Annotated in this window: 14 protein-coding genes and 1 pseudogene; 13 read left to right on the forward strand and 2 right to left on the reverse strand. The window is 65.6% G+C overall.

All coding sequences use genetic code 11. From position 1 onward, the window contains the following. The coding region (locus B3E94_RS21000) for a FecR family protein (RefSeq protein WP_286915021.1) at nt 1-954 on the forward strand (954 nt) is incomplete at its 5' end. Between the two features lie 4 nt (nt 955-958). Here B3E94_RS21000 and B3E94_RS21005 read toward each other — a convergent pair. Continuing rightward, nucleotides 959-2,278 carry a Na+/H+ antiporter family protein gene (locus tag B3E94_RS21005; RefSeq protein ID WP_286915023.1) on the reverse strand — a complete coding sequence of 440 codons (1,320 nt, stop codon included), beginning with the start codon at nt 2,276-2,278 and terminating at the stop codon, nt 959-961. 540 nt (nt 2,279-2,818) lie between these two features. Between B3E94_RS21005 and B3E94_RS25645 the strand changes: the two are divergent. From B3E94_RS25645 to B3E94_RS21015, 3 genes and pseudogenes are all read left to right on the forward strand, one after another. After that, nucleotides 2,819-3,784, forward strand: a pseudogene (locus B3E94_RS25645) (HAMP domain-containing protein); the annotation flags it as partial. Nucleotides 3,785-3,886: 102 nt separating this feature from the next. After that, a complete protein-coding gene (locus B3E94_RS25650; protein ID WP_409521158.1) occupies nt 3,887-4,642 on the forward strand; it encodes a methyl-accepting chemotaxis protein in 756 nt (251 codons plus the stop codon). A gap of 96 nt (nt 4,643-4,738) precedes the next feature. Beyond that, on the forward strand, nt 4,739-5,755 hold the full coding sequence (locus B3E94_RS21015) for an ABC transporter substrate-binding protein (RefSeq protein ID WP_286915027.1): 1,017 nt from the start codon (nt 4,739-4,741) through the stop codon (nt 5,753-5,755). Between the two features lie 12 nt (nt 5,756-5,767). Here the strand turns inward: B3E94_RS21015 and B3E94_RS21020 are convergent, their stop codons facing one another. Next, a complete protein-coding gene (locus B3E94_RS21020; protein ID WP_286915029.1) occupies nt 5,768-7,255 on the reverse strand; it encodes an aldehyde dehydrogenase family protein in 1,488 nt (495 codons plus the stop codon). Between the two features lie 201 nt (nt 7,256-7,456). Between B3E94_RS21020 and B3E94_RS21025 the strand changes: the two genes are divergently transcribed. The 9 genes from B3E94_RS21025 to B3E94_RS21065 all read left to right on the forward strand — a co-directional run bounded on the left by B3E94_RS21025 (nt 7,457) and on the right by B3E94_RS21065 (nt 15,303). Beyond that, nucleotides 7,457-8,608 (forward strand): amine dehydrogenase large subunit, encoded by a 1,152-nt coding sequence (locus B3E94_RS21025; protein WP_176516919.1) that lies wholly within the window; start codon nt 7,457-7,459, stop codon nt 8,606-8,608. 15 nt (nt 8,609-8,623) lie between these two features. Then, complete coding sequence (locus tag B3E94_RS21030) at nt 8,624-9,160, forward strand: MauE/DoxX family redox-associated membrane protein (RefSeq protein WP_286915031.1); 537 nt, start codon at nt 8,624-8,626, stop codon at nt 9,158-9,160. 4 nt (nt 9,161-9,164) lie between these two features. Next, nucleotides 9,165-9,800 carry a methylamine dehydrogenase accessory protein MauD gene (mauD, locus tag B3E94_RS21035; RefSeq protein ID WP_286915033.1) on the forward strand — a complete coding sequence of 212 codons (636 nt, stop codon included), beginning with the start codon at nt 9,165-9,167 and terminating at the stop codon, nt 9,798-9,800. A 14-nt stretch (nt 9,801-9,814) separates the two neighbouring features. Beyond that, nucleotides 9,815-10,336, forward strand: a complete 522-nt coding sequence (locus B3E94_RS21040; protein WP_016392015.1) for a methylamine dehydrogenase light chain — start codon at nt 9,815-9,817, stop codon at nt 10,334-10,336. 4 nt (nt 10,337-10,340) lie between these two features. Further along, nucleotides 10,341-10,859, forward strand: a complete 519-nt coding sequence (locus B3E94_RS21045; RefSeq protein WP_286915036.1) for a cytochrome C — start codon at nt 10,341-10,343, stop codon at nt 10,857-10,859. Nucleotides 10,860-11,255: 396 nt separating this feature from the next. Continuing rightward, a complete protein-coding gene (msuE, locus tag B3E94_RS21050) occupies nt 11,256-11,816 on the forward strand; it encodes an FMN reductase (protein ID WP_176516911.1) in 561 nt (186 codons plus the stop codon). 9 nt (nt 11,817-11,825) lie between these two features. Next, on the forward strand, nt 11,826-13,013 hold the full coding sequence (locus B3E94_RS21055; protein ID WP_236238271.1) for an acyl-CoA dehydrogenase family protein: 1,188 nt from the start codon (nt 11,826-11,828) through the stop codon (nt 13,011-13,013). A 9-nt stretch (nt 13,014-13,022) separates the two neighbouring features. Continuing rightward, entirely contained in the window at nt 13,023-14,123 is a 1,101-nt protein-coding gene (gene sfnR / locus B3E94_RS21060; protein ID WP_236238272.1) for a sigma54-dependent transcriptional activator SfnR, read from the forward strand. Between the two features lie 166 nt (nt 14,124-14,289). After that, nucleotides 14,290-15,303 (forward strand): RHS repeat-associated core domain-containing protein, encoded by a 1,014-nt coding sequence (locus B3E94_RS21065; protein WP_286915038.1) that lies wholly within the window; start codon nt 14,290-14,292, stop codon nt 15,301-15,303. Nucleotides 15,304-15,490 lie beyond the last annotated feature (187 nt).

The raw sequence follows: 15,490 nt of genomic DNA on the forward strand, positions 1-15,490 counted from the left end.
GCGCACTGGTGCATGCGCCTGCACGCCGACGATTGCACGCCGGGCGAGCGCGAGGCCTTCGCCCGCTGGCTGGCGGCCGACCCGCGCCACGCCGAGGAATACCAGGCGATGCTGGAAATCTGGGACACCGCCGACCTGCTGCCGCGCAGCGCCACGGTGATCGACTTCAACCCGCCAGCGCCGCCGGCTGCCCGGCGCCGCAACTGGCGCCCGCTGGCATCGGCCGCGGCGCTTGCCCTGCTGGCGTTGCCGCTGGCCGCCTGGGTGGGCTGGGAACAGGGCTGGGTACCCAACCGCTACCAGCACTTCAGCGCCAGTGACAGCACCCAGGCCGTGGAGCTGAGCGACGGCAGCACGGTCGAGCTCAACCTCAACAGCGAGCTGACCTTCCTCAACTACAAGGACCGCCGCCAGGTCACGCTCAAGCGCGGCGAGGCGTTCTTCAAGGTGCGACATGACAGCGCACACCCCTTCATCGTGCACGCAGGCCACGGCCAGACGCGCGTGACCGGCACCCAGTTCAACGTGTGGAAGTACCAGGACCAGGTCAAGGTCACCCTGGTGCAAGGCTCGGTGCTGGTCAGCAGCAATGGCAGCACCGGCGGCTACCGCCTGGGCCCTGGCATGCAGGCCAGCTACCGCACCGGCGATTTCGAGCCGCAACTGGCCCAGAGCGACGACTACGGCCACAGCCTGGCCTGGCGCAGCGGCCAGCTGGTGCTCGACAACCTGAGCCTGGAGCAGGCCCTGCCGATCATCAACCGCTACCTCGAGGCGCCGCTGCTGCTGGCCGACGAGAGCACCGGGCACATTCGCATCAGCGGCATCTACAGCACCCGCGAAGTCGGGCGCCTGGTGGACAACCTGCCCAAGGTGCTGCCGGTCTACCTGACCCGCAGCAAGGACGGCAGCACCGTCCTCAACCGCATCTCGCCCCCGCCACGCAAGGGCTGAGCCCTTACAGGGTCATCGCCGCCAGCCAGCCGAAGGCCAGCAGTGGCAGGTTGTAGTGCAGGAAGGTTGGCACCACGGTGTCCCAGATATGGTGATGCTGGCCGTCCACGTTCAGCCCCGAGGTCGGCCCCAGGGTGGAGTCCGATGCCGGCGAGCCCGCATCGCCCAGGGCACCGGCAGTGCCGACGATGCACACGGTGGCCAGCGGGTCGAAGCCCAGCTGCACGCACAACGGCACGAAGATCGCCGCCAGGATCGGCACCGTCGAGAACGACGAACCGATGCCCATGGTCACCAGCAGCCCCACCAGCAGCATCAGCAAGGCGCCAATGCCCTTGCTGTGGTTGATCCACTGCGCCGACGCCTCGACCAGGCTCTTGACCTCGCCGTTGGCCTTCATCACGTCGGCGAAACCCGAGGCGGCGATCATGATGAAGCCGATCATGGCCATCATCTTCATGCCCTCGGTGAACAGGTCGTCGGTGTCTTTCCAGCGCACGATGCCCGACAGCGAGAAGATCAGAAAACCGACCATGGCGCCGATGATCATCGAGTCCAGCCACAGCTGCACGACAAACGCCGAGGCAATCGCCAGCCCCGCCACCAGCAGGGTCAGCGGGTTGTACTGCACGCTCACCTGCTCCACCTGCTCGATGCGCGCCAGATCGTAGTCGCGCTTCTTGCGGTAGCTGATGAACACCGCGATCAACAGGCCGGCCAGCATGCCCGCCGCCGGGATGGCCATGGCATGGGTGACGTTGACCCCGCTCACATCGACCCCGGCGCGGGCGACGTTGGCCAGCAGGATCTGGTTGAGGAAGATGTTGCCAAAGCCCACCGGCAGGAACATGTACGGCGTGATCAGGCCAAAGGTGATGACGCAGGCGATCAGCCGGCGGTCGATGCGCAGGCGGGTCAGCACGTACAGCAGCGGCGGCACCAGCAGCGGGATGAAGGCGATGTGGATGGGCAGGATGTTCTGCGAGCACACCGCCACCACCAGCATCAGGCCGATCAGCAGCCACTTGACCTGGCCGCCGTTGGCATGGCCCTGGCGGTCGATCATGCTCAGGGCGCGGTCGGCCAGGGCATGGGCCAGGCCCGACTTGGCGATGGCCACGGCAAAGGCGCCGAGCAAGGCATACGACAACGCCACCGTGGCGCCCCCGCCCAGCCCGCCATTGAAGGCCTTGAGCGTGCCCTCGATCCCCAGCCCGCCCACCAGGCCGCCGACCAGCGCACCGATGATCAGGGCGATCACCACGTGCACCCGGGACAGGCTGAGTATCAGCATGATGCCGACAGCGGCAATCACAGCATTCATCGTTTGGTTTACCTCATGGCTGCAGACAAAAACCGCGCACTCTGAAGCAGTGGGGGGCGGATGTCAAAAGCGCCATGCTACGGCGCATTACACCGGCGCGGCCAATTTAAATTGAATGTTTGAATAAAGAAAAAATGCACGGCGCCGATAGGCTGTCCAGGTGCCCCCAGCGCTGCCCAAGATCCAAAGCCAACCCTTACCGCATAAAAGGGACCCCCAATGCCTTTGCGACAACTTTCCATCCAGTGGAAGATCACCCTGCTCGCCGGCCTGTGCCTGGCCAGCATCGTCACCCTGCTGGTCGGCCTTTCCCTCTACCGCATGGACCACAGCTCGGACCTGGTCAAGGCCAGCAGCATGCAGATGCTTGGCGAAGCGGCGCAGGCGCGCATCGAGTCGCAAGGTGAAGTGCAGGCCCTGAACATCCGTCGCCAGTTCATGGACGCCTACCAGTACGGCGCAGGCTTCGCCCGCCAGGTGCTGTTCCTGCGCGAGCAGGCCGACAAACGCTTCCTCGACGCCTTCGACCTGCGCGAGGACATGACCCGCCAGGTGCGCGCCGCGCTACAGGCCAACCCCGACCTGCTCGGCCTGTCGCTGGTGTTCGAACCCAATGCCCTGGACAGCAAGGACAGCCTATTCGCCGGCAAGCCCGAGCTTGGCAGCAACGAAACCGGCCGCTTCGCCCTGTACTGGTCGCAACCGCGCGCCGGCCAGCTCACCGCCATGGCACTGCCCGAACACGACATGGCCAACACCGAGATCGGCCCCAGCGGCCAGCCGGCCAACACCTGGTGGGTGTGCCCGCGCAGCAGCGGCAAGGTCTGCGTGGTGGAGCCCTACTTCTATGACATCGACGGCCAGCGCGTGCTGATGACCAGCATCGTCTTCCCGCTGGCGGTCGACGGCAAGGTCATCGCCACCCTGTCCATCGACATCAACCTCAACAGCCTGCAGGCCCTGAGCCAGGACGCCAGCCGCAGCCTCTACCAGGGCCAGACCACGGTCGGCATCCTCAGCCCGGTGGGCCTGCTGGCCGGCTACAGCGCCGACGCCAGCAAGCTGGCCCAGCGCTTCGACCAGGTCGATCCGCGCAAGGGCGCAGACCTGGTGCGCGCTTTGGCCGACGGCAAGCTCACCATCCACCATGACCAGCAGCGCCTGAAGGTGCTGGCCGCCTTCCAGCCGATCCCGGATGCGCAACCCTGGGGCGTGCTGCTGGATGTGCCGGAAAGCGCCCTGACCGGCCCTGCCGAAACCCTGAAAAAGGAGCTGGACGCGCTGAACACCAGCGGCACCCTGCTGGAGCTGGGCCTGGGCCTGGCGGCCGCGATCGCCGGCCTGCTGCTGGTGTGGCTGATGGCGCGCGGCGTGACGCGGCCGATCCTCGGCGTGGCCAGCATGCTCAAGGACATCGCCAGCGGCGAAGGCGACCTGACCCGCCGCCTGACCTACGACAAGCGCGACGAGCTGGGCGAGCTGGCCGGCTGGTTCAACCGTTTCCTGGACAAGCTGCAGCCGACCATCGCCGAGGTCAAACGCTCGGTGCAGGCGGCCCGCGGCACCGCCGACCAGAGCTCGGCGATCGCCAGCGAAACCAGCGCCGGCATGGAGCAGCAGTACCGCCAGGTCGACCAGGTGGCCACCGCCTCCCACGAAATGAGCGCCACCGCCCAGGACGTCGCCCGCAGCGCCGCCCAGGCCGCGCAGGCGGCCCGCGAGGCCGACCAGGCCACCCGCGAAGGCCTGACGGTGATCGACCACACCACCCAGCGCATCGACGCCCTGGCCGCCGACATGAGCCAGGCCATGGCCGAAGTCGAGGGCCTGGCGCACAACAGCGAGAAGATCGGCTCGGTGCTGGAGGTGATCCGCTCGATCGCCGAGCAGACCAACCTGCTGGCCCTCAACGCCGCCATCGAAGCGGCCCGCGCCGGTGAAGCCGGCCGTGGCTTTGCCGTGGTCGCCGATGAAGTGCGCAACCTGGCGCAACGTACCCAGGAGTCGGTGGAAGAAACCCGCCAGGTGATCGAGGCCCTGCAGGCCGGCACCCGGGAAGTGGTCGGCGCCATGGACAACAGCCACCGCCAGGCCCAGGGCGGCGTGCAGCAGGTTGGCCAGGCGGTCACGGCGCTGCAGCGCATCGGCCAGGCGGTCAGCGTGATCACCGACATGAACCTGCAGATCGCCTCGGCCGCCGAGGAGCAGAGCGCGGTGGCCGAGGAAATCAACAGCAACGTGGCGACCATCCGCGATGTCACCGAATCGCTGTCGGGCCAGGCCAATGAATCGGCGCGGGTCAGCCAATCGCTGAACAGCCTGGCCAACCAGCAACAGGCGCTGATGGACCAGTTCCGCGTCTAACGCCCTAGCGCAGAGGCCGCTGCTGCCCCCCGGCAGGCGGCCTCGAGCCTTCGTCTACACTTGCCCGCACCTGGTATGACAACCCGTGAGGTGCAGATGAAGAAAATTCCAACGCTGCTGGCCGGCCTGCTGCTCACCGTGGGCCTGGCCAGCACCGACAGCGCCGCCTCGGCCGAGCAGCGCGCGCCGATCCACTTTGGCGCCATCAACTGGGAAAGCGGCGCGCTGACCACCGAGATACTGCGCCTGATCGTCGAGCGTGGTTACGGCTACCCCACCGACACCCTGCCCGGCAGCACCGTGAGCATGGAAGTGGCGCTGGCACGCAATGACCTGCAGGTGGTCGCCGAAGAATGGGCCGGGCGCAGCCCCGCCTGGGTCAAGGCCGAAGCGGCCGGCCAGGTGTTCGCCCTGGGCGACACGGTGAAGAACGCCGAAGAAGGCTGGTGGGTACCGGCCTACGTGATCAAGGGCGATGCGGCGCGCGGCATCGCGCCGGCCGCCCCCCAGCTGCGCAGCGTCGAAGACCTCAAGCGCTACCCCGAGGTGTTCGCCGACCCCGAAGCCCCCGGCAAGGGCCGCTTCCTCAACAGCCCCAGCGGCTGGACCTCGGAAATCGTCAACACCCAGAAACTCAAGGCCTACGGGCTCGATGGCCTGTACAACAACTTTCGCAGCGGCACCGGCGCGGCGCTGGACGCCGAAGTCGATTCGTCCATCCGCCGCGGCAAACCCGTGCTGTTTTACTACTGGAGCCCCACCCCGCTGATCGGCCGCCACGACCTGGTGCGGCTGCAGGAGCCGCCGTTCAATGCCGACAACTGGGCCACCCTGCTCGACCCCAACAACCCCCACCCACAAGGCAGCCAGTCGTTGCCGGCGAAGCTGTCGATCGGTGTGTCCAAGGCGTTTCGCGAGGATCACCCGGAGCTGGTGGCGGTGTTCGAGAAGGTCGACTTGCCGATCGGCCTGCTGAACAAGACCCTGGCGCAGATGAGCGAAAAACGCCTGGCACCGGAAAAGGCCGCGCAAGCGTTCATGCGCGAGCACCCCGAGGTGTGGAAACCCTGGTTGCCGGCCGACATCGCCGCCAAGGTGGCCAGCAACCTGTGACCGCGCGGGCCTTCAGTAGCGGATCATCACCGACTTCAACTCGGTGTAGTCGTCGATGAACGCGCTGCCGAACTCGCGCCCCACCCCGGAGGCCTTGCTGCCGCCGAACGGCACCGCCGGGTCGAGGAAGGTGTGCATGTTGACCCACACCGTGCCGGCCTCGATCTGCGGGATAAGCCGCAGCGCCTTGGACAGGTCGTTGGTCCACAGGCTGGCGGTGAGGCCGTAGGGGCTGTCGTTCATCAACGCCACCAGCTGCGCCTCGTCATCGAATGGCAGCACACAGACGATCGGGCCGAAGGTTTCCTCATGCAGCAGCGGGTCGTGGGCGTCGTTGGCCAGCACCACCGTCGGCTCGACGAAATAACCCGGCCGGTCGAGCGCCTTGGCGCCGCACACCACCGTGTTGTTGGCCCGGGCACGCTCGAAGAAGCCGAGAATCTTCTGCAGGTGCGCGGCGTTGGCCAGGGGGCCGAACTGGGCTTCAGGGTCCAGCGCCGAGCCGATCTTCAACTGCCCCAGCGCCGCGCCCAGCTTGCGGGTGACTTCATTGACCTTGCTGCGGTGCACGTACAAGCGCTCGGGCGATGCGCACACCTGGCCCTGGTGCACGTAGGCGGTCTGCACGATGCCGGCCACCGCAGCGTCAACATCCACATCGGCCAGCAAGGCGGCTGCGTTCTTGCCGCCCAGCTCCAGGGTGGCGCGGGTCAGGTTGGCCGCCATCGCCGCCTTGCCCACGGCAATGCCGGTAGGCACTGAGCCGGTGAAGGCGACCTTGGCCACGTTGGGGTGCTCGATCAGCCGCTGGCCCACGGCGCCGCGGCCGTTGACCACGTTCAGGGCGCCCGCCGGCACCCCGGCTTCGATCGCAAGCTCGGCGATGCGCAGCAGCGTCAGCGGCGTGAACTCGCTGGGCTTGATCACGATGGTGCAGCCGGTGACCAGCGCCGAGGCGATCTTCCAGATGCCGATCATCACCGAGAAATTCCACGGCACGATGCCGGCCACCACACCCACCGGCTCGCGCAGGGTGAAGGCGGTGTAGCGCTCGCCGGCGAACGAGGGGATCGACGGGGTCATGGTCTGGCCGGTGATCTTGCTCGCCCAGCCCGCGAAGTAGCGCAGAAACACCACGCTCTGGGCGATTTCCAGCCCGCGCGAGAGGTTGATCGACTTGCCCGAGCACAGGGTTTCGAGCTGCGCCAGTTCTTCGCCATGGGCCTCGATCAGGTCGGCCAGGCGGTTGAGCACCACCCCCTTCTGATACGGCGACACCTCGGCCCAGGCGCCCTTGAAAGCCTGCCGGGCGCTGGCCACGGCGCGCGCCACTTCGGCTTCGCTGGCCTCGGCGACCCGGCTGATGACCGCCGCGCTGGAGGGGTCATGCACCTCGATCGATGGCCCCGCCTCGCCCGCCAGGTACTGGCCCTCGATGAAGTGGCCATGGGGCCTGGCGAGGAATTCGACCACGGCAGGTAACAGCTGGATATCGCTCATGACATGACTCCTGGGTTGGCAGCGCAAAAAGTGTGCAGGCCGATCTTCCGGTGCCCGGCCACCCGCCTGCCAGCCCTGCCCGGCGTTTTGTCAGGGAGCCACAAGAGAATGTCACGCTGGCCAAAGCAGCGCCTCGAGGCAGGCGGCACACTGCGAAGACTGCGATTTCTGCATAACCCATAACAACATCGGAGATAGCCAATGCGTCGCGTCGACAGGCTCAGCATCTCGGCGGCCCTGGCCTTGGCCCTGGCCGCGAGCACCAGCGCGGTGCGGGCCGAGCTGCCCGCCGAAGAGATCGGTAGCAACACCCTGCCGTTCCCCCCGGACCCTCACCGCGTCTACATCCTCGATGTGGACTTCAAGAACCCCATCGCCGGCAAGGTGGTGGTGGTCGACCCCAAGGCCAAGCGCATGCTGGGCATGACCACCAACGCCTTCGTCGCCCCCACCGCGCTCAGCCCCGACAACCGCACGCTGTACTCGGCCAACCTGTTCTATTCGCGCGGCACCTACGGCGAGCGCACCGACGTGCTGGTGGCCTGGGACACCCAGACCCTGCGCCCGCAATGGGAAGTGGTGCTGCCGGCCAAGCGCGCCAGCACCCTGACCGAGAAGTACGCCATGGGCATCAGCGCCGACAGCAAGCTGGCCTATGTCTTCAACCTCACCCCGTCGACCTCGGTGACCGTGGTCGACACCCAGGCGCGCAAGGTCGCCAGCGAAGTGGCCATCAGCGGCTGCGTGCTCAACTACCCGGTGGGCAAGCGCAGCTTCGCCTCGCTGTGCGGTGACGGCCAGCTGCTGCTGGTGACCCTGGACGACCAGGGCCAGGAAGTGTCGCGCACGCAAACCCCGTTCTTCGACCCGAACAAGGTGCGCCTGAACGAGCGCGCCATCGCCAGCGGCGACACCTACTACTTCACCACCACCCGTGGCGAGGTGTACCCGGTGAGCTTCGAAGGCGGCAAGACCAAGCCGCTGCCGACCTGGTCGCTGGTCACTGACCAGGAGCGCAGCCAAGGCTGGGCACCCGGCGGCTGGCAGGCGCTGGCCGTGGCCCCGGGCCTGAACCGCCTGTATGCGCTGATGCACGACCAGCACAGCGACGGCAAATGGGAAGACCCGAGCACCACCATCTGGTCGTTCGACCTCAAGACCGGCAAGAAACTCGCCACCCTGGAGTCGCCAAAACCGGTGTGGAGCCTGCAGGCCAGCCACGACAAGGCGCCAATCCTGGTGGCCACCGACCTGGAAGGCGGCGTGCAATTCTTCGACCTGGCCAGCAACCAGCACAGCGGCGCGATGGACCAGGTTGCCGCCACCCCCGTGCTCACCCTGGCCCCTTGGTAAGCAGGAGAACCGACCATGCTCGACCCTGTCCTGGTGATTGCCGCCAGTACCGCACTGGCCGCCCTGCTGGCCAGCGCGGCCAGCCACAAGTGGCGTGACTGGCGCGCCTTCAACGCCATCCTGCGCGCCTACCAGGTGCTGCCCAATGCGCTGGTGCCCGGCGCCACGGCCAGCCTGGCGCTGGCCGAACTGGCCCTGGCGCTGGCCTTGCTGCTGCCCGCCACGCGCAGCCTGGCGGCGCTTGGCGTGGTGCTGCTGATGGCGCTGTACGCCAGCGCCATCGGCCTCAACCTGTGGCGCGGGCGCCGCGACATCGACTGCGGCTGCTCCGGCCCCGGCGCCGCGCAACCGCTGCGCCCGGTGCTGCTGCTGCGCAACCTGGCGATTGCCCTGCTCGCAGGCCTTGCGGCCTGGCCCATGGCCGACCGCGCCCTGGGCGCGCTGGATATCTTCGTGGTGATCGCGGCCGGTGCCGTGGCGCTGCTGATTCATGTAGCGGTGGATGGCCTGTTGGCCAACCAGCCGCGTCTTGCCAAATTGACTGGGAGATAACCCCATGCAACTGCTCATCGCATCGAACATCCTGCTCTGGCTGCTGCTGATCGCCGTGGCCTTCACGGTCATGGCCCTGGTGCGCCAGATTGGCGTGCTGCACGGGCGCATCGCCCCGGCAGGCGCCTTGATGGTGGACAAGGGCGTCACCGTCAACGACCCGGCCCCGCAAGTGACCGCCGCCGACCGCCACGGCCGCCCGGTGAACATCGGCTACCGCACCGAGCGCTCGCAGCTGCTGTTCTTCCTCGCCCCCGGCTGCCCGGTGTGCAAGTCGCTGCTGCCGGCAGTGAAGTCGATCGCCAGGGACAACAGCGGCGAGCTGGACGTGATCTACGTCAGCGACGGCGATTTCGCCGAGCAGCAGGCGCTGATCGAGGCCAACGGCCTGCAGCAGGCCACCTATGTGGTCGGCCCCCAAATCGGCATGACCTACCAGATCGGCAAGCTGCCTTATGCCGTGCTCATCGACCCGGCCGGCACCTTGCGCGCCAAGGGCCTGGTGAACTCCCGCGAACACCTCGACAGCCTGTTCGAAACCGTACACCTGGGCAGCGCCAGCCTGCAGCACTACCTGCACGGCGAGCATAAGCACGACCACGGCCATGACCACGCCCACCCCCACAGCGCGCAGCACTGATCGCGGAGCACACCATGAGTTTTCTCGACAAACTGTTTGAACGCTCCAGCCGCCACGTCGCCGACACCACCTCGCGGCGCAAGGTGCTGGCCCGCCTCGGCTCGCTGATCGTGGCCGGCGCCGCGCTGCCGGTGCTGCTGCCGATCGACCGTACCGCCAAGGCACTGGCCGCCGATGAGCCGAAGATGGGCGACCCGGGCGACCCGACCAGCTGCGACTACTGGCGCAACTGCTCGATCGACGGCTTCCTCTGCTCGTGCTGCGGCGGCTCGATCACCTCGTGCCCACCGGGCACCGACGCCTCGCTGGTGACCTGGATCGGCACCTGCCGCAACCCGGCCGATGGCAAGAACTACATCATTTCGTACAACGACTGCTGCGGCAAACACGCCTGCGGCCAGTGCGCCTGCTCGCGCAACGACGACGAACAGCCGCTGTACCGGCCGTTCAACAACAACGACATCAACTGGTGCCTGGGGGCCGAGTCGAAGATCTACAACTGTACCGTCACCATCATCCGCGGCGTGGCGGTGTAGCGCCATGAAGGGTGTGACGGCGCTCCTGCTGCTGTGCCTGCTGGCGCCGCTGGCCCAGGCCAGGACTCTGCCCAACCCCAACCAGCGCCCGGCGCCGGGCAACGAGGTGCCCCCGGTACCGATCGCCCAGGCCGGGTACTCGACGCCAGTGAACTACCAGCTGCAGTGCGCCGGTTGCCACCGCGACCATGGCGAGGGCTCGGCGGCCAACGACACACCGCGCATGCAGGGCTTTGTCGGCAACTTCCTGCGCGTGCCCGGGGGCCGGGAGTTTCTGGTGCGGGTGCCGGGGATCTCCCAGTCGGCGCTCAACGATCAGCAGATTGCCGATTTGCTCAACTGGCTGCTGGCCGAGGGCGGCATGGCAGGCGCCAGCACCCCCGAGCAATGGCAGCCTTACAGCGGCGAGGAAGTGCAGCGGGTGCGCCATACCAGCATGCTCAACCTGCCCCATGTGCGGGCCGGGTTGATCGAAGCGATGCAGGCCAAGGGGATCGTCATCGGCGACGGGCTTGGCCACTGAATCACGCAAGCGTTGTGCCTTCAGCCCGCTCGGTCAGCGGGCTTTTTTTTTGCCTTCGAGGGCCCTATCGCTGGCAAGCCAGCTCCCACAGGTGGGGTGCCCCTGTGGGAGCTGGCTTGCCAGCGATAGGGCCTTCAGAAAAAACTCAATGATCTAAGAATATGAATTCTTATTCTTTTTTATTTACTCTGAACTCCTCTATAACTTTCCCAACTGTACAGCCGCCAACACCCGGCCAACTGTCTGCAGCGCAACACCGAATCAACAACCAACGCCCACAAGGCAACACCGGTAGCCGCCACCAATGGCACGCAACCTGTTGATTCATAACAAAATTCAAACCCGGCACGACGATTGCTCAAGCAAAGTCCCGCTTATAACAACCGGAGACCTGCCATGAGCGCCCCCCTCAACGTCGTTGCCCTGTCCGGCGGCACTACCCGCCCTTCGCGTACCCTGGCCCTGACCGAGGCCATCCTCGCCGAACTCGGCCAGCACCTGAACATCAAGCCGCACCTGATCGAGCTGGGCGACATCGCCCGCCCCCTGGGCGCCGCGCTGTGGCGCAGCGAACTGCCCGAGCAGGTGGAGCAACAGCTGCGCCTGGTGGAAAAGGCCGACCTGCTGGTGGTCGCCTCACCGGTCTACCGCGGCAGCTTCCCCGGCCACTTCAAGCACCTGTTCGACCTGATCGGCCAGGACGCCCTGGTCGACACCCCGGTGCTGCTGGCCGCCACCGGCGGCAGCGAACGCCATGCGCTGGTGCTCGACCACCAGCTGCGCCCGCTGTTCAGCTTCCTGCAGGCCCTGACCCTGCCGATCGGCGTGTACGCAAGCCAGGCGGAGCTGGCCGACTATCAGGTGTCCAGTGACGCCTTGAACGCCCGCATCCGCCTCGCCGCCGAGCGCGCCGTGCCGCTGTTCGGCGCCCACCATGCGCTGCGCAAGAGCGCCTGAGGAGCGGCCATGAATGCACCGGTAACCCCCGCCCAGCGCCCCGCCCTGGTGATTGCCCGCGAACTGGCCGGGCAGTTCGCCCAGAGCGCCGTCGAGCGTGACGAGCGCGGCGGCACGCCCAAGGCCGAGCGCGATGCGCTGCGCGCCAGCGGCCTGCTGTCGCTGGCCATCCCCCAGGCCTTCGGCGGCCAGGGCGCCAGCTGGCAGCAAACCTTCGAGGTGGTGCGCGAGTTCGCCCGCGTCGACAGCTCGTTGGCCCACGTGTTCGGCTTTCATCACCTGATGCTGGCCACCGTGCGCCTGTTTTCACGCCCCGAACAGTGGCAGCCGTGGTTCGAACAGACCGCGCGCAAGCACTGGTTCTGGGGCAACGCACTCAACCCGCTGGACACCCGCACGGTGGTCAAGCACTTCGATGGCTGGTGCGAGTTCTCCGGCAAGAAGAGCTTCTGCTCCGGCGCCAGCGACTCGGAAATGCTGATTGCCTCGGCCGTGGACGAACGCGCCGGCGGCAAGCTGCTGATTGCCGCGATCCCCACCGGCCGCACCGGCATCACCCTGCACAACGACTGGAACAACATCGGCCAACGCCAGACCGACAGTGGCAGCGCCACCTTCGAGCGGGTGCGGGTCGAGCTGGGCGAGCTGCTGCTCGACCCCGGCCCACTGAGCACGCCATTCGCCGCCCTGCGGCCACTGATCGCCCAGCTGCATTTCGCCAACCTGTTCCTTGGCATCGCCGAGGGCGCCTTCGACGAGGCGCGCCACTACACCCTCAAGGAAAGCCGGCCGTGGTTCCGCTCAGGCGCCACCAGCAGCGCCGACGACCCCTACGTGCTGCGCCACTACGGCGAGTTCTGGGTGGGCCTGGAAAGCATGCGCCTGCTGATCGAACGGGCCGCCGCGCAACTGGACCGGGCCTGGGCCAAGGAACATGCGCTCAGCGCCGAAGAGCGCGGCGACCTGGCCCTGGCCATCGGCACCGCCAAGGTCGCGGCCACGCGCCACGGCCTGGACATCTGCAACCGCCTGTTCGAAGTCACCGGCGCGCGCGCCACCCATGCTTCGCTGCGCTTCGACCGCCATTGGCGCAACCTGAGAACGCAAACCCTGCACGACCCCGTGGACTACCGCATCCACGAGCTCGGCGAGTGGGCCCTCAGCGGCAAGCGCCCTGCCCCATCCTTCTATTCCTAAGGATCGCCCATGCAACTGCTGACCCTCCCCCCGTCCCCGCAACTGGCTACCTCGATCAGGGCGACCGCACAGGTCTTCGAAGACCCTAAATCGCAGGCGCTGCTCGCCCACCTGCAACAGGTCGCCCCCAGCGAGGCCAGCGTCCTGATCATCGGCGAAACCGGCACGGGCAAGGAGCTGGTCGCACGCCACATCCACAACCTCAGCGGCCGGCGCAACGGCCCGTTCGTGGCGGTCAACTGCGGCGCGTTCTCCGAGTCGCTGGTGGAGGCCGAGCTATTTGGCCATGAAAAAGGCGCCTTCACCGGCGCCCTGGCGGCCAAGGCCGGCTGGTTCGAGGAAGCCAACGGCGGCACGCTGTTTCTCGACGAGATCGGTGATCTGCCGCTGCCGATCCAGGTCAAGCTGCTGCGCGTGCTGCAGGAGCGCGAGGTGGTGCGCCTTGGCTCGCGCAAGAGCATCCCGATCAATGTGCGGGTGCTGGCGGCGACCAACGTGCAGCTGGAGAAGGCCATCAATGCCGGGCATTTTCGCGAAGACCTGTACTACCGGCTGAACGTGGTGACCCTGCAGCTGCACCCGCTGCGCGACCGGCCGGGCGATATCCTGCCGCTGGCCCGGCACTTCATCCGCAGCTACAGCGAGCGGCTGAACTACGGCCCGGTGGAACTGAGCCCCAAGGCCCAGGCCAAGCTGGTCGAGTACAGCTGGCCGGGCAACATTCGCGAGCTGGAGAACGTGATCCACCACAGCCTGCTGACCTGCGGCGACGGCTTGGTGCAGGCGCAGGATCTGCGCCTGTCCAACCTGCGCCTGGAGCGCCAGGAGGAAGAGCCGACGAGCAATGGCGTGGACGACCTGCTGTTGCAGGCGTTCAGCCGGTTGTACGAGGAGCAGCCGGGGGATTTGTACGAGAAGGTCGAGAATGCGTTGCTGCGTTCGGCGTATCACTTCTGCCATTACAACCAGGTGCATACCGCGCAGCTGCTCGGGCTCTCGCGCAACGTCACGCGCACCCGGCTGATTGCGATTGGCGAGTTGGTGGTGAACAAGCGGCGGGTGCAGGAAGAGCAGGTGCTCGATGCTCGGGTGGTGCGGTTGTCGATCTAAGTGGTGCAGTGCCCTGGCCGGTCTACGAGCAGATTCACATCAGCATTCGACATCATGCTGCAGGCCCACGGCTATTCATACTGACATTTTTACTAGCTTGGAAATTAGAGAAGAAGAAGCGAAACTGAAAATGTGTTGCTTAATCCGAAATTGCTAGAGATTAACCATGATCCAGCACCGCGACCCACACTATTTGCAGCAGGAAAGACAGAAGACGCATTCGTTTTTCTATGTGGGGTCGCGACTTACGACAGTGACTGCGATAGAGTCAGGCATTACCGTGTTTCAAACCAGCACCACCCCCCTCGCGCAGATAACGAGGAGTCAGGCCTTTAACGTCACGCTGCTCGCCTGCGACTTTCAAAAAACAATCGTGCAAGAACAGCCCAACAAAGGCGAATTTAAAAACTACACCCCGTATGGATTTAGCCAGGCAGCTCATCGCGGAGCCGGTGGCATTCTTGCATTTAACGGTGAGCATTTAAACGCACGAACGGCGGCCTATTTACTGGGAAATTATCGTTTCTACTCGCCATCAAGTATGAGATTCAACAGCCCAGACAACATGAGCCCCTTCGGCACTGGCGGGGTTAATTCCTATGCCTATTGTGGTGGGCAGCCTATTACGAGAAAAGATGACAGTGGTCAATTCTGGCGAGATTCGATCGCGCGAATAAAACACACACTCGGACTCGAACGCAGGCAAACGACTTCCACTTTTTCAATTCATGATATGGGAGGCACACGGGTAAATTCGGCTGACCTTGGCCGGTACAAAACGTTGGAAAACATCTTGGAGGCCAAGCTCCCCGACGAGCTCGCGAGCTTTAACAAAAAGCGGGACAACGGCTGGCTGAGCACTTTTTCCATCGAGAATCGAAAAAGTGCTGAAGGTCTAAAAAAAATCAAATGGCCCGACCGATTTGTGTTTACTGACCCACCGGAACTGATCGTTGCCACGGGGCACCATCAAATGGCGGCGATGACGCATGCGGCGTTGGCTACCCGCGGTAACAACACACGCGTCATTTCGGCCGGCATGATAAGGAGCCTGGGTGGAATGGAATTAGAAATATCTAACAAGTCAGGGCACTACCGAACCTCTTTTGATCGTTTGATTCCGGTAGAGAACTACTTGAGCGAACTGGGATTCCACGTAAGAAAAGTCAGAGCATTTTAACGTCGTCATCAATTAATCCCACCACAGCATGCTATTGCCTATGCCTGTACGAGCGGCGGGTGCTGGATACTCGGGTGGTGCGGTTGTCGATCTGAGGTTTGCAGCGTCTGCATCGGCCTCTTCGCGGGGCAAGCCCGCTCCCACAGGATCTGCGCTGTCCTTGAGCTCAGTGGAGATCCTGTGGGAG

The sequence above is a fragment of the Pseudomonas sp. UBA6315 genome, assembly GCF_002438125.1.
GTDB classification, from domain to species: Bacteria; Pseudomonadota; Gammaproteobacteria; order Pseudomonadales; family Pseudomonadaceae; genus Aquipseudomonas; species Aquipseudomonas faucium.